20 protein-coding genes are annotated in these 19,964 nt (G+C 31.3%); 3 read left to right on the top strand and 17 right to left on the bottom strand.

Going from position 1 to position 19,964, the window contains the following annotated elements; translation table 11 throughout:
• Positions 1-16: 16 nt before the first annotated feature.
• From apgM to LQE93_RS06095, 4 genes are all read right to left on the bottom strand, one after another.
• Complete coding sequence (apgM, locus tag LQE93_RS06110; RefSeq protein WP_055264511.1) at positions 17-1,261, bottom strand: 2,3-bisphosphoglycerate-independent phosphoglycerate mutase; 1,245 nt, start codon at positions 1,259-1,261, stop codon at positions 17-19.
• Between the two features lies 1 nt (position 1,262).
• Entirely contained in the window at positions 1,263-1,676 is a 414-nt protein-coding gene (locus LQE93_RS06105) for a hypothetical protein (RefSeq protein WP_231072636.1), read from the bottom strand.
• A 96-nt stretch (positions 1,677-1,772) separates the two neighbouring features.
• On the bottom strand, positions 1,773-1,988 hold the full coding sequence (locus tag LQE93_RS06100; RefSeq protein WP_231072635.1) for a hypothetical protein: 216 nt from the start codon (positions 1,986-1,988) through the stop codon (positions 1,773-1,775).
• A gap of 35 nt (positions 1,989-2,023) precedes the next feature.
• Positions 2,024-3,493 (bottom strand): SLC13 family permease, encoded by a 1,470-nt coding sequence (locus LQE93_RS06095; RefSeq protein WP_186838568.1) that lies wholly within the window; start codon positions 3,491-3,493, stop codon positions 2,024-2,026.
• Positions 3,494-3,677: 184 nt separating this feature from the next.
• Between LQE93_RS06095 and LQE93_RS06090 the strand changes: the two genes are divergently transcribed.
• A complete protein-coding gene (locus tag LQE93_RS06090) occupies positions 3,678-4,556 on the top strand; it encodes a LysR family transcriptional regulator (RefSeq protein ID WP_055264515.1) in 879 nt (292 codons plus the stop codon).
• A 169-nt stretch (positions 4,557-4,725) separates the two neighbouring features.
• Here LQE93_RS06090 and LQE93_RS06085 read toward each other — a convergent pair whose 3' ends face one another.
• From LQE93_RS06085 to LQE93_RS06045, 9 genes are all read right to left on the bottom strand, one after another.
• Positions 4,726-6,009, bottom strand: coding sequence for a TRAP transporter large permease (locus LQE93_RS06085; protein ID WP_231072633.1), 1,284 nt, complete (start codon positions 6,007-6,009; stop codon positions 4,726-4,728).
• 12 nt (positions 6,010-6,021) lie between these two features.
• Positions 6,022-6,513, bottom strand: a complete 492-nt coding sequence (locus tag LQE93_RS06080) for a TRAP transporter small permease (protein ID WP_231072632.1) — start codon at positions 6,511-6,513, stop codon at positions 6,022-6,024.
• Between the two features lie 10 nt (positions 6,514-6,523).
• Positions 6,524-7,552: a C4-dicarboxylate TRAP transporter substrate-binding protein gene (locus LQE93_RS06075; protein ID WP_231072631.1), complete on the bottom strand. Its 1,029-nt coding sequence runs from the start codon at positions 7,550-7,552 to the stop codon at positions 6,524-6,526.
• A 77-nt stretch (positions 7,553-7,629) separates the two neighbouring features.
• Complete coding sequence (locus LQE93_RS06070) at positions 7,630-8,355, bottom strand: glycerophosphodiester phosphodiesterase (protein WP_231072630.1); 726 nt, start codon at positions 8,353-8,355, stop codon at positions 7,630-7,632.
• Positions 8,356-8,639: 284 nt separating this feature from the next.
• Positions 8,640-8,987, bottom strand: a complete 348-nt coding sequence (locus LQE93_RS06065; protein WP_231072627.1) for a DUF1667 domain-containing protein — start codon at positions 8,985-8,987, stop codon at positions 8,640-8,642.
• A gap of 2 nt (positions 8,988-8,989) precedes the next feature.
• Entirely contained in the window at positions 8,990-10,240 is a 1,251-nt protein-coding gene (locus tag LQE93_RS06060; protein WP_055264523.1) for an NAD(P)/FAD-dependent oxidoreductase, read from the bottom strand.
• 13 nt (positions 10,241-10,253) lie between these two features.
• A complete protein-coding gene (locus tag LQE93_RS06055) occupies positions 10,254-11,681 on the bottom strand; it encodes an NAD(P)/FAD-dependent oxidoreductase (protein WP_231072625.1) in 1,428 nt (475 codons plus the stop codon).
• A gap of 142 nt (positions 11,682-11,823) precedes the next feature.
• On the bottom strand, positions 11,824-13,323 hold the full coding sequence (glpK, locus tag LQE93_RS06050) for a glycerol kinase GlpK (protein ID WP_231072623.1): 1,500 nt from the start codon (positions 13,321-13,323) through the stop codon (positions 11,824-11,826).
• Between the two features lie 12 nt (positions 13,324-13,335).
• Entirely contained in the window at positions 13,336-13,896 is a 561-nt protein-coding gene (locus LQE93_RS06045; RefSeq protein ID WP_055264526.1) for a glycerol-3-phosphate responsive antiterminator, read from the bottom strand.
• A 259-nt stretch (positions 13,897-14,155) separates the two neighbouring features.
• On the opposite strand from LQE93_RS06045, the gene LQE93_RS06040 reads away from it, so the two are divergent.
• Positions 14,156-14,950 (top strand): HAD family hydrolase, encoded by a 795-nt coding sequence (locus tag LQE93_RS06040; protein WP_186839170.1) that lies wholly within the window; start codon positions 14,156-14,158, stop codon positions 14,948-14,950.
• Positions 14,951-15,227: 277 nt separating this feature from the next.
• Here LQE93_RS06040 and LQE93_RS06035 read toward each other — a convergent pair whose 3' ends face one another.
• Positions 15,228-16,070 carry a PHP domain-containing protein gene (locus LQE93_RS06035; protein WP_231072621.1) on the bottom strand — a complete coding sequence of 281 codons (843 nt, stop codon included), beginning with the start codon at positions 16,068-16,070 and terminating at the stop codon, positions 15,228-15,230.
• Between the two features lie 291 nt (positions 16,071-16,361).
• Here LQE93_RS06035 and fba point away from each other — a divergent pair, with 291 nt between their 5' ends.
• Positions 16,362-17,225: a class II fructose-1,6-bisphosphate aldolase gene (gene fba, locus LQE93_RS06030; protein WP_055264528.1), complete on the top strand. Its 864-nt coding sequence runs from the start codon at positions 16,362-16,364 to the stop codon at positions 17,223-17,225.
• 64 nt (positions 17,226-17,289) lie between these two features.
• Here the strand turns inward: fba and LQE93_RS06025 are convergent, their stop codons facing one another.
• The 3 genes from LQE93_RS06025 to sdaAB form a co-directional block, all read right to left on the bottom strand.
• On the bottom strand, positions 17,290-18,087 hold the full coding sequence (locus LQE93_RS06025; RefSeq protein WP_055264529.1) for a hypothetical protein: 798 nt from the start codon (positions 18,085-18,087) through the stop codon (positions 17,290-17,292).
• A 237-nt stretch (positions 18,088-18,324) separates the two neighbouring features.
• Positions 18,325-19,203: an L-serine ammonia-lyase, iron-sulfur-dependent, subunit alpha gene (gene sdaAA, locus LQE93_RS06020; RefSeq protein ID WP_055264552.1), complete on the bottom strand. Its 879-nt coding sequence runs from the start codon at positions 19,201-19,203 to the stop codon at positions 18,325-18,327.
• A gap of 5 nt (positions 19,204-19,208) precedes the next feature.
• On the bottom strand, positions 19,209-19,889 hold the full coding sequence (gene sdaAB, locus LQE93_RS06015; RefSeq protein WP_231072619.1) for an L-serine ammonia-lyase, iron-sulfur-dependent subunit beta: 681 nt from the start codon (positions 19,887-19,889) through the stop codon (positions 19,209-19,211).
• Positions 19,890-19,964 lie beyond the last annotated feature (75 nt).

Genomic DNA, 19,964 nt, shown 5'->3' with positions numbered 1-19,964 from the left:
TCCCGCTTTTCTCAACTTAAGCTCCATATTTCTTTGTATGCCCTAAGTAATCCATTATTGTACTCATAAATTGTGCACCAGTATATCCATTTATGATACCTTTTGCTATTGCTCTTTCACCACATGAAGTACATTCATCAACCCTAACATTAGGTCCCCATAAAAATGCAGGTACTGGATCTGCACTGTGATCTCTAACATGACATGGTGTTGAATGGTCTGCTGCTAAAGCTAAATAAGTATTATCCTTATCTATTTTAGTTAACCAATAAGTAAACATAGCATCTATCTGTTCAACTATTTTAGCTTTCTTTAATGGTTCATTATCATGTCCGCAAAGGTCTGTTCCCTTAATATGAACTATAACTAAATCATGATTTTCAAGTTCATCAAGAACCTTCTGTGCTTTTCCTAAGTAATTTGTATCAAATCCTCCAGTAAAGCTTTCATCTGTTGCATAGTCGAAGTTACACATCTTTCCTATACCAGTTATAGTTTCATCTCCAGCAATTACACTAACCTTTACTTTAGGGAATATACTTTCAATCGGAGGCAGTACCATTGCAGCAGCTGCTCCTCTTGTTATTATAAAGTTTGCTTTGTGTAAGCCCTTCTTTTCTCTTTCTATATTTACAGGATGTTTATCCCAAACCTCTTTTACGTGTAGTTGGAACTTCCAAAGCGCTTCTGCACTCTTTTGATAGTTATTTTCTTGTATAGGACATATCATCTTGCTTCCTTCACAAGCTGTTCCTGGATCAGTATCAACTATATGCCAATCTAAGTCTTCTCCACTCATAACTACAGCTACTCTATGTTCTGTAAGTGAAAGAATCTTAAACGTACATCCATCAACTTCATATCCATCAACAGCTTCTATTAATGCTTTTATATCTTCTTTATCTTTAATACGTCCTGCTCTTCTGTCTATAACTACTAAATCATCATCTACAGTTCCTAAATTTCCACGGAAAGCAACATCACCTTTTTTCATTTCTAATCCAGCACTATAAGCTTCAACAGCTCCACGGCCAGTATAATGTTCATCTGGATTATATCCAAAAAGACATATGTGCCCCCAGTCTGTTCCTACACGGCACCCTGGACGGTATGGATGTACCAGTCCTGTCATACCTTCTTTACATAATAAATCCATAGTTGGCGTATTAGCATACTCTAATGGTGTTAATCCATTTAATTCTGCTATAGGGCGATCTCCTAAACCGTCAGCTATAAGATAAATTCCTTTAGCCTTCCCCATTTTACTTCGCCTCCTTTAATCTTTCCTTTATTACGAATGCTGAAATTCCTATTACAACTACCCATATAGCAACTACTGCTACTGTGCTATTTGTAAATGGTTTCCCAAAAGTAAACTTAAAAGTTGAGCTTCCAGCTACTGCAACTCCGCCATTTAAAGAAAGTGTTCTTTGTCCTGCTTCATTCTCACTTAATGTATACTTTGTTACATTACTTGGAGTCATAACACTTATTGGCTCCATTCCATTAGGAAGGGCTATAGTTAAATTATAAGATTCTATTTTATTTGAGCTCTTGTTAGTAAACTTGTATTCCATTAAAGCTGTTGGTATACCAGTTTCTGGATCATCATTCTCAACTGCATAAAAATCCTTACAGCTAACTTCAGCTATAACATTTACTTCTGTTTCTGGCATTTCTGAGTTTAATGTAAAGTATGAAACACTACCTACTTTAGTAAGTTCTCCATCAACTGCTTGTCCATCTATAGAAGCATTTATTAGTTCTGAATCTTATACACTTACTGGAATATACACTATACCTTCATCAGAAGTTTTAGCAGTCATTTCTATATTTAAAATAGCATCACTATTTTCTGCTGGTACAAATGACTCGCTATATTTACTAATAGTGAAAGTTTCAACTGAAGCTTCCGCAACAACTGGATATGATATAGCTGCTACAGCTACAGCAAGCGTTACCATGAATTTGCTAATATATTTATTCATAAATGTTCTCCTTATCTCATTTCTTTGTTTTTTTATTAAACAAGACCTATAATACGGAACCATGTGAAGTAACATACTCCCATAATTAACCACTTAGCTGTTAAAACTAATAATCCATATACTAATTGATTACTGATAGTAAAGTAGTTTGTACTATAGAATATTAAGTTTGGTTTGCAGTGTGGTGGAAGAGTTATACTATCACAAATAGTTAATGATGCAGGAAGTGCAAATAATAATGGATTAACACCAGCCGCAGTTGCTAAAGTAATAGTAGTTGGAATTAATATAACTGTTCTAACTGTTTTACTTGTAAATACCATATGGCTGAAACTTGCTACAAACATAACTATCATGAATAAAATAAATGGATTCATTCCTGATAAATCAAGAGTACCAAATACCTTATTTAATAAGAATGCCGCAACACCTGATTTATCTAATGCTAGTCCACCAGCGTAAGCTCCACAAGAAAATATCATTAATTCCCATGGAATCTTAGTCTCTTTCCAGTTAAGGAATCCTATATATGGTAAGTAGAATAATACTGCTGAAACAACAGCTACCATTGCTAAGCTTATTTGAACTCCAAATATGTTTGCATGGTATCCATCAGTACACCATAAGAATACTGTAATAGCGAATATAATAAGTGCTTTTATTTCATTCTTAGACATTTTACCTAGATCTTTATATTGCTCAGCAAGAGATTTTTCTTGTCCGCTTTCTGTACTTAAAGATGGTTTTTTTATTTCTAATGGGAATAAAACTTGAGCTATTACGAATGAAGCAATCATAGTTAAAATAGCTATAGGCATACCTGCTATAAACCATTTACCCCATGTTACTTCTATTCCTGCTAAATCCTTTATGTATCCAGCCGCCATTATTTGAGCTGCTGTTGCAGTTAATATACCAGAAGTAGCTATATTGTTAACATGTATTTCTTGAAGCATCATTTGACGTCCAAAATTACTTTCACCTGGTACAGCATTGTATATTTTACAAATCATCATAGTGATTGGTAATAATAATGCAGCACGAGCTGTAGTTGATGGAATTACAAATGCTAATAAGAAATTAACAAATATTAATGATAAAAGTGCACCTTTTGCAGTTTTACCAAATTTAGAAACTACGAATAATGCTAAACGCTTTGCAAATCCTGACTTTTCCATCCCTGAAGTGATAACAAATGCCGATAACATTAACCAAATAACGTCATAACCTAAAACACTAAATATTGAACTTTGATCCCAGCCACCAGTAAGTGCTAATATAACAACAACTAATAAAGCTGAAGCATATGTAGGAATTGCTTGTGAAACCCAAAGTACTAGTGCCATAAGGAATGTTGCTAAAGCAGTCTTCCCTTGGAAAGTCATCCCAACAGGCGTCTTCATTGTTATTATTAAACCAAAAACAAGTAACGCCACTGGAATCCCTAAAATTTTCATCCAGTCACGTTTTGTACTAGATGATTTCGATACAGATGTAGTCTTCATAATATCCTCCCAAATTTTATATAACTTTTTAGTTATGGAATTAATTTAAATTTAAATGTAAAATTTAATATTATTCCTTTAAGATTATATTAAGAAATCGTATTCTAGTCTAATTCCATTATTTACTCACCTTATAACTTTTTGTTATAATAAATAATTATTAATGAATTTAGGAGATATATTTATGAACATAGAAAAACTAAAAAGTTTCTGTAAGGTAGTAGAATATGACAGTTTCTCTAAAGCATCTGAAGAATTATTCTGTAGTCAGCCTGCCATCTCAAAACAGATTAAATCTCTCGAAAAAGAAATCGGTTTCTCACTCTTTGATCGTGATGGTAAAAAGATAACATTAAATTCAAATGGACAAATAGTCTATAAATATGCACAAAGAATTTTAGATGAAATTGCTGAAATGAATAGAGAAATTATAGAAATCAACAGTTCTCTTTCCCCTGTGATTTCCTTTGGGGCAACTAATTTTATTGGAGTACATATAATAACACCTAAAATAAGTAGATTTAAAGAAGCTAATGCTGAAGCATCACTTTCTTTTACAATTGATTTTATACCTAATATTTTAAAAATGCTTCAATTTAATAAATTCTCATTTGCTTTTATATCTGAATCTAATTTACTTAATGATTATCCCGATATAGAAACGGAATTTTTTAGAGATGATGAACTTATACTTGCAGTACCATATAATCATCCTTGGGCTAAAAGACAATACATTAATTTAGATGAGTTAAAGAATGAAACTTTTTTAGTATCCCAGCCTAATTCTGCTGTTAGAAACTTTATAGAAAAGCAACTTTATTCAAAAGGTATAGTTCTTACTAATATCAATAATTTGTATAATATTGAAGGGATAAAACAGTCTATCCTAAGTGGTCATGGTATTTCTATAATTCCTAAAGAGGCAATTATTACTGAACTCAATCATAAATTATTAGTGGAAGTCCCTATAAAAGATTTAACCTTTACTAGAAAATTGTTTATTGCTTACAAAAAAAATAAGCGTTTCACTTCAATGGAGAGAAATTTCATACAGTCGCTATAAAAACAAAAGAGTATTGACATTCCATCAATACTCTTTTTATTATTGAATTTTATAGCTTACTATACTATCATTTTCTGAAATCACATCATGAAACTTTAAATATAAGATTAATTAAATTTACTCATAAATACTATCAGCAGCCAAATTTCTTAAATTAATATACTTAGTTTTAATACAATAAATTAGGTAGTAACAATGATATCTGCGGTATATATGTTATTAATAGCAACGATATCAGCATTGCTATAATAAATGGTATGGACTCCCGTATGAAATCTTCTAACTTACAATCTGTCATTGAACAGCAGGTGAACATCATAGAGCCGAATGGTGGTGTGATTCCTCCAATCATGATATTAACTATAGCTATAAGACCAAAGTGTATTGGGTCTACCCCTAGCTTAGTAACTACCGGCACTAAAAGGGGTGCAATTATTATTAATGCTGCTCCACCTTCTAATAACATACCTAAAAGTAATAATAATATATTAATTAAAAGTAACATTAAATATTTATTACTTGTTATTCCTAATAATAAACCTGTCAACTGTTGAGGAATCATTTGCCATGTCATATAGTACCCAAATACAGATGCTGCAATAATTATTAATACAACCGTACTTGTTCCATAAACTGTTTCCTTTATTATTGCTGGAATATGAGAAACCTTTAAATTCTTATAAATAAATACTCCTACTATAATACAGTAAACTACAGCTACAGCCCCTGCTTCTGATGGAGTAAATACTCCCATTCTAAGTCCAGCTATAATTCCAAAAGGAAATAATAAAGCCCATATAGAATCTAAGGCTTGTCTTGCTATTTCTCCAAGAGTAGCACGCTTTTCACGGGTTGGCATGTACCCTCTCTTTTTTGCAATTATATTAACTGTAATCATTAATGCTACAGCCATTAAAATTCCTGGAATATATCCAGCCATAAACATCTTACCAACTGATACACTTGCTATTAAAGCATAAACTATTAAGTTTATTCCCGGAGGTATTACTGGAGTTACCGCTGATGATGCCGCTGTGATAGCAGCTGCAGTAGCTTTTTTATACCCTCTCTTCTCCATTTCTGGAACAAGCATCTTACACTGCATAGCTGCATCAGCATTTGCTGAACCAGATACCCCTCCCATTAATACGCTCAAAAGAACATTAACTTGTCCTAATCCACCTTTCATATGCCCAGTTAAAACTTCAGCAAACTTCATAAGCTTTCCACTGATTCCAGCATAGTTCATTATAGACCCAGCTAATATAAAGAAGGGAATTGCTAACAATGGAAATGACTGTGCACTAGTTATAAATTTTTGTAATATTAAATCAACAGGTGCTCCGTGGTCTAGGAATGTAAAATAACTAAGAGTTGCTCCAAATAAAGCATAAGCTATTGGTATTCCTGTGAAATATAATAAGAATACTATTAATATCGGTAAAAATGCCATAATACTTTCCTCCTATGAATTATTTTCTTCTTTAATCTTTTTAAAATCTCTTACCAAAAAGATTATCGAGTACATTGTCATCAATGCAAATCCAATAACTAATGATGAAGAAACATATGCAGACGAAATTCCAAGTACTGCTGTAGGTTTAATATACGAACGACTTATATAAATAATTCCAATGTAAGTAATATATCCATTTAAAAGTATTAATATTAAATCTACTAAAATTATGACTATATTTCTAATTGTCTTTGGTAGCTTGTTTACAACTATATCTACACCTATATGTTGCCCTCTTTTATATGAAGCTGCTGCACCAATGAATACGCTCCATACAAAACATATAGTTGCTACCTCTTCAGACCAATATAAACCTGTTTTCATAAAGTATCTCAAAAATACATTTATAACAACAAGCACAGTTGTTATCATTATAAAAGTACCAGCAATAATTTCTTCAAAATTACTCAATATACGTTTGAATAAAGATTGTTCTTTCATAGTTTCCCCCTTAGTTATCTCTCATCTTTTTTAATTCTTCTTGAAGCATATCGTAAATACCAGGAGTTACTCCATCCATATTTTCATAAACGACCTTAGTTACTTCTGAAAATGCTTCAGTATGCACTTCATTAAATTGAACGCCAAAAGATTCAAGATCTGCTACGGTCTGCTCATATGATTCATTCATTATCTCTATCATTTCCTGTGCTCCATAAGCAAACTCTTCTTCTATAATATTACGGTATTTTTCTGGAATACTATTAAAAAGATCTAAGTTTATATAAGCTCCACAAGTTCCTAGAAAATGCTTAGTTAATGCAACATTCTTTACAACCTCATAACATTTAGTTCCTATGTTAGAAAACTCTGAGCCTTCTAATCCATCAACAACCCCTTGTTGTACTGCTGATATTGTTTCCCCAAAAGTTAGGGATGTTGCAGTTGCTCCCATGGCATTTATTGAATCAATAAATAACTTACTTCCAGGTGTACGAAGCTTAACTCCCTTAAGGTCTGCTGGAGTTTCGATAACTTTATTAGTCATTAAGTTTCTAAAACCAAAAATATAATCAAGACCTAATATCTTTATCCCCTTTTCTTCAGCCTTTTTTATCATATCTTGCACAAGCTCTGTTTGTATCATCTCACTATATTCCTCAAAAGAAGTATAAAGCATAGGTCCTACTAAAGCTTTAAAGTCTGGAACATAATCTCCTAAATATGATGGATCTTCAACAGATATAAAATGTGCTCCACGGACAACATATTCAAGGCCATCTTTATATGTAGCTAATTGCCCTTGTGGAAATGTTAAAATTTCAATAGCTCCATCTGTCTTCTCATAAATTCTTTCAGCTATCAAATCCATAGTTTTTGTTAACTGTTCATCTGGTGAGAATACGTGGCTTAGTCTTAAAGTTAATTTGTAGTCTTCATCATTAATGTTTTTGTTTCCACAAGCAGCTAGATTTAACATCATCAATACTGAGATGCTTGATAATACAACCCGTCTCCCTATGCTCCCCCATTTTTTCATTTTATTTCCCCCTAAGCTAATAATTAATTTGTAATATATAAATATTTTTAACAACAACTATCTTAAGTAGTTATTAACTATTTATTCTTTAGAATTTCTCCTACTATATCAGGATCATTAGATATTAAAACATCTATTTCCATATCAATAAGCTTCCTATAATCCATAGGTTCTTTACCTAGCCACACATTTACTTCTATCCCTTCATTATGAATAGCTTTGACCTTTTCTCCTGTTAAATAGTATCCAGCTGGGTGGAAGCATTCTATTCCATATGCTTTAGTATATTTTCCTGGTTCAATCATCCAGCAATCTGATAAAAATCCACACTTAATCTCAGAATCTATTTTTTTCATTTTTATAATACTTTCATGATTAAATGACGAAATTATAACTTTTTTATCTAATCCATATTCAACTATTAATTCATATACTTTTTCCTCTAAGTCTTCATAATCATATACACTATTCTTAAGCTCAATATTTGAAATTATTTCCGTATCTTTAACAAGGTCAAAATATTCTCTTAGTAGTGGTATTTTTATGTATCCAAATTGTCCTGTAAATGAAGCTGAAAAATCATACTGTAATAACTCTTCATATGTAAAATCTTTTACACGGCCGCTTCCATTTGAGGTCCTATCTATTGTTTCATCATGTATAATTACAATTTCTCCATCTTTAGTAAGTTGAACATCGAACTCCATTCCATCTACACCAACTTCAATAGCCTTTTCAAATGCTAATAAAGTATTCTCCGGATACTTACTACTGAAACCTCGATGTGCAAAATTTTTAGTCATAATATACCTCCACCCTTTTAATCGTTTACACATTTTCTTGTAATAAAAAAAGAAGAATACAAAAAATAATTATTAAAATTCTTCCCCTTCTTTATTTTAAAATATTTACCATATGAACTTAATTTATCATACCTCATATTCAACTTCAATATATTATTCCAATTTTAGCTATATTTAACCTAATTTTTACATGTTTTTCTCTAATTTATTCCTCTCTCATAAAATCTATTATTAATTTTTATAAATAAAGCCAGCACTAGCTGGCTTTATTTCTTAATTCTTAATTAATCTAGGCTTCTTGATGCTACAACATCTACTCCTGTTCCTAGAATATCCTTTATTATTATATCTCCAACCTTTATAGGAGCTTTACAGATAACATCATTTATTACTTTTATAGCTTCAAAATTTAAACTTTTAGGTATAGCACCATTAGTTTTCACAGGTAAAACTGGTAGTCTAGCACCTTCTATTTTAACTGTTGAAGTTATTACTCTTACCGGATTAATAACTTCATTCAATCCATATACTTCTCCTCTTTTGCATGTATTACCTGTTACAGTTTTATTATCAGCATCTACAGTTAAGTGACATCCTAAAGGGCATGATATACATATTAATTCCTTTTTCATTATTACGCCTCCTCTAATGATACTACTAAATCTTCAACTACATTTTCTAAAAGACTTTTCTTTAAAATAATCTTTTCCATTTCAGATGGAGCTAAATGCTTACGTTTAAATTCGGCCACTATATTTTCACCTGATCTTACTACTATTTTTTTATCATGATAAATATTATTTACTCTCATAAACATAGTAAGATTATCTTTCATTGAATCCGTACTTATCTTTTGAGGCACTGTGTAATTTATATTTTTACCATTGATAACTTTTAAATAACTACCTCTTTTTAGCTCTCCTTTTATATATTCAGCTGCACATTTTCCAGCTCTATTGGCTTCTTCACTTACAAAATCAACTAAGTCATGAACATGAAGTACATTACCACAAGCAAACACTCCATCAATTGAAGTTTCCATAGATTCACTTACTATTAATCCATTAGTTCTTCTATCACCTTCTATGCCAGCCTTTGATGAAAGTTCATTTTCTGGAATTAATCCAACAGATAATAGAAGTGTATCTACATCAAACTCTATTTCTGTTCCTTTAATTGGAGCTCTATTTTCATCTACTTTAGCTATAATAACCTTTTCTAATCTATCTTTACCTTTTATATCTACAACTGTATGAGATAAATATAACGGTATATCATAATCGTTTAAACATTGAACAATATTTCTGTTTAATCCATTTGAATATGGCATAAGTTCAACTACAGCTTTAACATTAGCTCCTTCAAGTGACATTCTTCTAGCCATTATTAGCCCAATATCCCCTGAACCTAATATCAATACCTCTTTACCTGGCATATAACCTTCCATATTTATATATCTTTGAGCAGCTCCTGCAGTTAATACTCCAGAAGGTCTATCCCCTGGTATTGCAATTGCACCTCTAGTTCTCTCTCTGCATCCCATTGCTAGTATTATAGCTTTTGCATTAAGAATCATATATCCATCTTCAGTATTTATAGCATGTACAGTTTTATCTTCCTCAATCTCTAAAACCATAGTATCAAGTTTAACTTCTATATTAGTACTCTTGACCATATCTATAAATCTTTCAGCATACTCTGGTCCAGTAAGCTCCTCTTTAAATGTATGAAGTCCAAATCCATTATGGATACATTGATTTAAAATACCACCTAATTCTTTATCTCTTTCTACTATTAATATTTTTTCTATACCTTCTTTATGAGCTTCATAAGCTGCAGCAAGTCCAGCTGGTCCTCCACCTATAACGATTAAATCATATTCCATATCTCCATACCTCCTACTTTGTTTTACCGTAAAGTATTACTGAATCAGATTTTTCTTGAACTATATCTTCCATTTTTATATCTAGCTCTCTTGAAATAATTTCTTGAACTCTTGGTCCGCAGAAGCCTCCTTGACATCTTCCCATCCCTGGTCTACATCTTCTCTTAACTCCATCAATAGAAATTTTTCCAAATCCCCTATGGATTGCATCTATAATTTCCCCTTCTGTTATACTTTCACATCTACAAATTATTCTTCCATATCTTGAATCTTTTTTAATTAATTCAGCCTTCTCTTCTTTTGATAATTCCATAAAGTAAACTTGTTCTCTCTTACCATTAAACTTTAAATTCTTCTCTAAAGTTAATCCTGAATCTTTTAATATATTAACTACATCTTCAGCGATAGCCGGTGCTGAAGTTAATCCTGGAGATTTTATACCAGCTACATCTATAAAGCCTTTTACTTCTTTATCTTCACCTACTATAAAATCACCTGAATCCGATACAGCTCTAAGTCCTGCAAATGTTCTTATACAATCTCTAAAATTAATTTTGTCAGTTGTATTCATTGCTGATTTTTTTATATTAGCTAAACCTTCACTTGTTGTGTTTAATGCTTCTCTATCTTCTCCATCTACGGCATTAGGTCCAACTAATAGATTCCCATGAATAGTTGGAGTTACTAATACACCTTTTCCTAATTTTGATGGACATGGGAAGCAAGTATGACTAACTAAGTTGCCTTGGCTTTTATCCATAACATAATATTCACCTTTTCTTGGCGTAATCTTAAAGCTTTCTTTACAAATCATATTATGTATTCTATCGGAGTAAATACCAGCTGCATTTATTACATATTTAGCTTCTATTTTCTTACCATTTGTAGTTTCTATTACAAAGGTTTCATATTTATTAATTTTCGCTACTTCAGCATCTAAAATAATTTCGCCACCATTTTGAATACCATTTTCAACAAGAGCTATAGTATATTCAAATGGTCCTACTATCCCACCTGTAGGTGCTAGAAGTGCTCCTTTTATATCATGAGATAAGTTAGGCTCTATCTCCAATACCTCTTCTTTAGAAAGAACCTTTAGTCCTTTTACCCCTATTGTACTTCCATTTATATAAAGATTATTTATTGTCTCTAAATCCTCATCATTAAATGCTAATACTAGTGAGCCATTTCTCTTAAAAGGTACTGATAACTCCTTACATAAATCTTCAAACATTTCATTACCTTTTACATTGTATTTAGCCATTAATGTTCCTATTTTCGGGTCATAACCTGCGTGTATTATTGCTGAATTGGCCTTAGTCGTTCCCATAGAAACATCATTTTCTTTTTCTATTAAAATACTTTTTACATTATACTTGCTTAACTCTCTAAAAATTGATGCTCCCATCACTCCAGCACCTATTATTGCTACATCATACATATAACTCACTCCTCATACTCAAATAAAAAAAGCCAAGCCAAAAACAAGGATTACTAAAACCCTTAGCTTTTGTGCTTGACTCTGTTTCTCTTGCACTTATTCAATATATTTAAATTATAAACCTTTTAGAAATCACTGTCAATTATTCTTCTTCCCATTTTTTAGATCTATCAACAGCTTTTTTCCAACCCTTATACAACTTTCTTCTCATTTCATCATCAAAATTAGGCTCATAGCTTTCACTTACATAAAAATTCTTTGCAATCTCTTCTTTACTTTCCCAATAACCAACTGCAAGTCCTGCTAAATATGCAGCTCCTAATGCAGTCGTTTCAGTTATTATCGGTTTACTAACCTTAGCATCTATAATATCAGCTTGAAATTGCATTAATAAATTATTTTTGCTAGCTCCACCATCAACCTTTAAAGTTTTAAGCTTTAATCCTATATCTTCTTGCATAGCTTCTATTAAATCCTTAGATTGATATGCTATTGATTCTAATGCAGCTCTTATAATATGGTTTTTATTTGCACCTCTAGTTAACCCTAATATAGCACCTCTAGCATACATATCCCAATAAGGTGCTCCAAGTCCAACGAAAGCCGGAACTACATAAACACCACCATTATCATTAACCTTTTTAGCAAAATACTCTGAATCACTAGATTCTGATATTAAACACAGCTCATCTCTCAACCACTGAATTATTGCCCCTCCCATAAATACAGAACCTTCAAGTGCATATTGAATCTTATTATCTATTCCAATAGCTATAGTAGTAATAAGTCCATTTTTACTTTCAACCATCTCTTCACCAGTATTCATAAGTAAGAAGCATCCAGTTCCATAAGTATTTTTAGCATCTCCTTTGTTAAAGCATGCTTGCCCAAACAAAGCAGCTTGTTGATCACCAGCTATACCAGCAATAGGAACTTTAATATCTTTTTTACTTCCTCCTAAATTAGCATATCCATAAACTTCTGATGAATTTCTAACCTCTGGTAGCATACTCATAGGTATTTCTAATCTTTTAGCTATTTTCTCATCCCATTTTAATTCTTTAATATTATATAACATTGTCCTAGATGCATTTGTATAATCAGTTACGTGAACTTCTCCATTAGTAAGCTTCCAAAGTAACCAAGTATCTACAGTACCAAATAAAAGCTTTCCTGCTTCAGCTTTTTCTCTTGAACCTTCTATGTTGTCTAATATCCATTTTATCTTAGTCGCTGAAAAATATGCATCTATAACTAAACCTGTATTTTCTTTAATATATTTATCTAAGCCTTCAGACTTTAACTCTTCACAAATTTTTGCAGTTCTTCTACATTGCCATACTATAGCATTATATATAGGCTCTCCCGTTTCCTTATCCCAAACTATAGTAGTTTCTCTTTGATTTGTTATTCCTATAGCAGCAATTTGCTCTGGCTTTATATTTGTCTTAGCCATAACTTCTTGTAATACTCCATATTGTGATGACCATATCTCCATAGGATTATGCTCAACCCACCCTTCCTTAGGGTATATTTGAGTAAACTCCTTTTGAGCTATACCATATATATTTTGTTCTTTATCAAATATAATTGCCCTTGAACTTGTTGTTCCTTGATCTAAAGCTACAATATACTTTTTCATTTCTCAATCTCCCTACATTCCCCATATTTCTGTTTTACTTGTTGATACGCAAGTTGCTCCTGAATTTAAGGCTAATATAACATCTTCTTTAGTATCTATTAATCCTCCTGAAACTACTGGCTTTCTTGTAAATGTCGAGATATCTTTAACTACTTTAGGTATTACTCCTGGTAATATCTCAATTGCATCACACTCTGAAATAACATGATTTTTGCTATTATTAAGAGATATAGTGTCAAAAACAAAGAAACGTTGAATTGCTACTAATCCATAATTCTTTGCTTGCTTTATTAAATTTCCCTTAGTGCTTATAATTCCATCAAAACTTGTCTCATTCTTAATAAACTTAATTGATATTTCTTTATTGCTTAACCCTTCAACTAAATCTATATGAATTATTCCTATTTTATCTTTTCCCTTTATTTTTTCACTTATTTCTTTTATAGAAATAATATCACCAAATAAAACAAATATTATATCAATATCTGTTTCAATAGCCTCTTCAAGTGATTTCATATCTTTTACTGCTGCTATTACTGGATTACCTTCTAAAACCTTTTTCATTTCAATCATATATTCTCTTCCTTCTCGTTAGTTAAACATTTACATCTTCTTATATACTAACCTCAAATCTTTATATTTTAAATTATAGCCATATATTACATATAACGTCAATGGCTTATCTCTACGATATAAGTGATACTTTTTTAACAATAATTTTATATAAAATATCTAATTTTTAATATTTTCATATAGTTGTTTTAAGTTTTATATTATATACTTAAAAATATAAAATTTTTAAAGGAGTATGCAATTGTTGCATTTTAATATTATGGACAGAAAAATTGTATTTTTTGATATAGACGGAACACTTATTGATGAGCATACGCTTATAATTCCTGAAAGCGCTAAAAAAGCCTTAAAAGAAATGAGATCTAATGGACATCTAGCCTTTATTAATACCGGAAGAACAGCTTGTCAAATTGAATCTCTAAAAAGTAAACTTGAATTTGATGGATTTATTTGTGGATGCGGAACTTATGTTGAATATGAAGATAAAGTTTTACTTCACAAATCTCTTGGGAATGAATTAACTTCTAAATTAGTTAAGGCACTAAAAAAGTATCATATAGATGGTGTTTTAGAAAGTATCGATGGTGTTTATTATGATAATATAGAAGCAATAAGACACCCTGAAGTTTTTAAGGTTCTTAATATTCATAAATCTGAAGGTTCTTATTCGGGTAAGACTTGGTATGAAGATGGGCTAAACGTAGATAAACTTGTAATCTTCTTAAATAATGATAGTGATTTTGATGGATTCTTTAATGAATTTAAAGATGTTTTTGATTTTATTAAAAGAGCTGATGATTTCTATGAATTAGTACCGATTAATTACTCAAAAGCTACTGGAATACAATTTATTATAGAACATTTAGGTATTCCATTTGAAAATACGTACGCTATAGGTGATAGCGCTAATGATTTAACAATGCTTAAATATGTAAACAACAGTATAGCTATGGGAAACTCTAATCCAATATTATTTGATCTTGTTAAATTTGTTACTAAAGATATAAATGATGATGGTATAGAATATGCATTAAAACATTATGAAATGATTTAACTAAAAAAAGTGCGTACTAAGTACGCAAGTGAAAAGTCGGCTACGCCGAAATGAAAAAGCTACTTTGTAGCTGTGAAAAGTCAACTCTGTTGAGATGAAAATGCTATGAAGTAGCAGGGGAAAGTTAATTTAGTTAAGGTGAAAATGCTACTTGTGTAGCAGAGAAAGTGTAACAGATAGATAATTTTCACTATTGCCATAGGCAATCATTTCCCTGTCATGTCAGTGACATTTTCCCTTCAGCTTCAGCTGACTTTTCCCCAAAGTGCTTCGCACTTTATTTAATTAGTTTTTCTATATTAAGTAACTTTTCAGAATCAACCTTCATAGCACCGATATAATATTCTACGCCTTTACTTACAGCAGCAAAATCTCCATGGCCATCTGATCCGCAAGTTATTATCATATCATTATCTTTGCAGAATTCTATACAAGTTTCTGTCATTAGTTCACTGTTAGCTGGATAGTAACTTTCTATTCCATCAATCCCCATAGATTTAAATTTATTTAATTTTTCTATTATTTCTTCTTTACTCTTTTCTTTATAATAATTACAAGGATGAGCTAACACTGCATATCCACCTGCCTTATGAACAACACTACAAGCTTCTTCTACTGTAGGAAAATCAAATTGTTCATGTCCACAATTGTATTCTCTATAGTATTTCATTCCATCAAATAAGCCTTCTGTTATTTTCTTATCATATAAATAGTGAATTCCATCCCATCCACCTTTTCTTTTATCATGTTTATATCTAGTGAATTCATCGTAAGATATATCTTCATAATCCTTTTCCATTCTTCTAATAAGCTCAAAACTTGTTTCTAAAAGGGCATTTTGTGCTTTATCTACAAGTCTTATCATTTCATCATTATTATCAAATTTATAGCATGTTACATGTACTACTATATCTTCAAACTTACAATCTAATTCTACTCCTCTTATTAACGTAACACCTAATTCATCAGCTGCTTCCTTAGCTTCCTTATATGAACCAATCTCATCATGATCTGTTATAGATATCACTTCTATATTTTTTCTTTTTGCTTCTTCAATTATTTCTCTTGGAGACATTGTTCCATCAGAATAATATGAATGCGTATGTAAATCAACTAACATATTTTCCTCCTAAGGTTTTATTTCTATTTGCATTTTATATTTTTTATAATATATTGTCTATAATTAATGTCCTATCCCTAAATATTAAATACTCTTTAATATACTTTAATTAAATGTTTACATAACCCTTTAGCTCGTATTTTGATACTTTTTAGTAGATTTATTGTTTTCTTTCCTATTGATTTAGGGTATAATAACCAGTAGGAGAAACGTAAATGTAATAGTTTTTAAATTATTACATATTTTATATTATTCTCTATAACTTAAATTGAAATATACGGAGGTATTACCATGTTAGTTTCAGCTAAAGAAATGCTAAACAAAGCAAGAGAAGGAAAATACGCTGTTGGTCAATTCAACATCAACAACTTAGAATGGACAAAAGCTATTTTACTTACAGCTCAAGAAAATAATTCACCAGTAATCTTAGGAGTATCTGAAGGTGCTGGAAAATACATGTGTGGTTACAAAACAATAGTTGGTATGGTTAACGGAATGTTAGAAGAATTAAACATCACTGTACCAGTTGCTTTACACTTAGACCACGGTAGCTACGAAGGATGCTATGCAGCAATGAATGCTGGATTCTCTTCAGTTATGTTCGATGGTTCTCACTATTCAATCGAAGAAAACATAGCTAAAACATCTGAATTAGTTAAAGCTACTGCAGAAAAAGGATTATCTTTAGAAGCAGAAGTTGGATCAATCGGTGGAGAAGAAGACGGAGTTGTTGGTAAAGGTGAAGTTGCTGATGCTCAAGAATGTAAATCAATCGCTGATTTAGGAGTTACTATGTTAGCTGCTGGTATCGGAAACATCCACGGAAAATACCCATCAAACTGGCAAGGACTTGCTTTCGACGCTTTAGAAGAAATCAACAACGCTTGCGGAAACATGCCATTAGTATTACACGGTGGTACTGGTATTCCAGAAGAAATGATAAAGAAAGCTATATCTTTAGGAGTTTCTAAAATCAACGTTAACACTGAATGTCAATTAGCATTCCAAGAAGCTACAAGAGCTTACGTTGAAGCTGGAAAAGATAAAGAAGGAAAAGGATTTGACCCAAGAAAATTATTAAATCCTGGATTCGAAGCTATAAAAGCTACAGTTAAAGAAAAGATGGAACTTTTCGGATCAGTTAACAAAGCTTAATACATTTTATATAAAAATAAAGTGAAGTAAATTAATACTTCACTTTATTTTATTACTTTTTTAATTATCGCTTAAACCTATATCCTATTTCGCTTATCTTATATATCTCTTCGCTATTCAAAGATGCTATTTCTCTAATTAAATATTCTTTAATTAGATTTTTAAATCCATCTATTTCAACTCTTTTCAAAGCTACTTTCTTACTAATTTCAAAAATATTAATAGCTAACAGTATGGCTTCCACTCTTTGCTCTTTTCTATCATAAAGCGCTGTACATGCTAATATTAATCCTGTTAAGATATCTTCAAATTCTTTATCATCTAATAAATTTTCCTCAATGCTAACTGTAAATTCACTATATCCATCTGTAATCCAATAATTCGTATCTTTTATTATTAATATAGTATTATTCTTTCTTGAAAAATCTCTATATTTATCATCCTGTGAACTTAAATAATACTTTTGTCCATCAATCAAAGAAATTACCTCTTCTTTAGTACCTTTTACAATATCGATATCATATCTATTTATAAAGCTTAATATTAAATCTCGATTATCTCTAGATTTATTAATTCCACATAAATCTAAAATTATTTCTTTGCTCTTTTTAGATGATATTAGATATTCTTCTATTTCTATTAAATTCTCACTCTCTAAATGTTCTAAATTTATTAATAATCCATCTATATTAACTTCATCATTTTCTGTTATTTCATATATTAACTTAATGTTATTATTATAGCTTTCTATAGTTTCTCTTATATCATTTATCCTATCTTTGCTAACAATGCATTGTATCACTAGCTCCTTAAACATTCGTAAATTAAAAGCATTAGTAATAGTTTCACTGCTTAGTTTCATTATTTAGTCCTCACCTTATTATCTAGAGTGCAAATCGCCTATTACATCGTATTCGACAAAAAGTTCTTTGGTTCGCTTTTTTAAATGAAATGTAGCTTCAATAGGTACTAAAGTATAAATCTCTTTATTTACAAATAACAAGTTAATATTGATAATATATTTTGTTACTAAATATAAATAACCTATGGTATATATAAATCAAATTACCATAGGCTATTTATATTCTTCTATATTAACTTATTCTTCTCCAAAAACCTTCTTCCTTAATTCAAGCCCTGCTTTAGTAACAGCAACTCCACCCATAGCTGTCTCTCTTAACTCAGATGGAAGACTCTTTCCTACTTTATACATAGCTGAAACTGTATCATCAAAAGGTATCTTTGAATCTACTCCAGCCATAACCATATCTGCTGTACATAATGCACTTATAGCCCCTGCTGCATTTCTTTTCGCACATGGAATTTCTACTAATCCAGCAACTGGGTCACACACAAGTCCCAATACATTTTTTAAAACTATTGCTCCTGCATCTAAACTCATCTTAGGAGTACCACCCATCATTTCAACAACTGCTGCTGATCCCATAGCTGCTGCTGAACCACACTCAGCCTGACAACCACCTTCAGCTCCTGCCAAAGTAGCATTCATTCCTATAATCATTCCGACAGCTGCTGCAGCAAATAATCCTTCAATAAGCTCTTCATCAGTTTTTTCAAGTTTCTCACCAGCTGAAAGAATAACTGCTGGTAAAATACCACATGAACCAGCTGTAGGACAAGCTACAATTCGCCCCATAGCTGCATTTACTTCTGATGAAGATAGCGCCATAGCCATAGCTCTTACAGTAACATCTCCAGTTAATGTATTTCCTTTTCTTAAGTACTTATTTATCTTATATCCATCTCCACCTATAAGTCCACTTACAGAATATATTTTCTTTTCTCTACCTTCATTAGCGCCTTCTCTCATTACCTCAAGATTCTTCGCCATTTTTTCAAATACTTGTTCTCTAGTAAGACCTTTATCTTCCATTTCTAATCTTATTGCATATTCACTTAATGATATATTTTCTTCTTCGCAAATCTTTAAAAGTTCTTCGCCTGATCTTGCTACTATCATTTTTATTCACCGCCCTTAATTGGATTGATTCTAATTACTTTATTAATAGATTCCATTATTTTAATTTCTTCTATAATCTCATCAGTAACTTCATTATCAACCTCAAATACCATTGTTGCTTCTTTGCCTTTTTGACTTCTAAAAACTTTCATAAAGGCAATATTTATAGCATGATCGTAAAGTAATTTTGTTACATTAGATACTACTCCCGGTACATCTACATGAGATATTATTATAGTTGGATAAGCACCTGTAAATTCAACTTTTTCGCCATTTACCTCGGATACTTCTATACTTCCTCCTCCTATAGATGATCCTACCATTTCGTATTGTTTTCCTTCTTTACCTGTTATTAAAAATTTAACTGTATTAGGATGTGATTCTCCTAAATCTGTTTCTTTAAAACTTATATCTATACCTTGCTCTCTTGCAATATCTAATGAATCTCTCAATCTTAAATCACTTGGTTCCATGCCTAATATCCCAGCAACTAAGGCTCTATCAGTTCCATGTCCCTTATAAGTCTTACCGAAAGACCCATGTAATAAAAATGTTACTTCTTTAATATCAGCATCTGCAATAGACCTAGCTACTTTTCCAAGTCTTGCAGCTCCTGCAGTATGTGATGATGATGGTCCAACCATTATTGGTCCAAGTATATCAAATACACCAACTGTTTTCATCTCTCTTCTCTCCTTATCTATAGTTCTTTTTATACCATAATCCCATTGTTTAATATTCTTTATCTTACATTAACA

It is taken from the genome of Clostridium sp. NSJ-145, from assembly GCF_021044725.1.
Taxonomy (GTDB): Bacteria; Bacillota; Clostridia; order Clostridiales; family Clostridiaceae; genus Clostridium; species Clostridium disporicum_B.
Note: the sequence above shows the minus strand (reverse complement) of the source record. Positions and strands in the feature narration are given on the sequence as shown.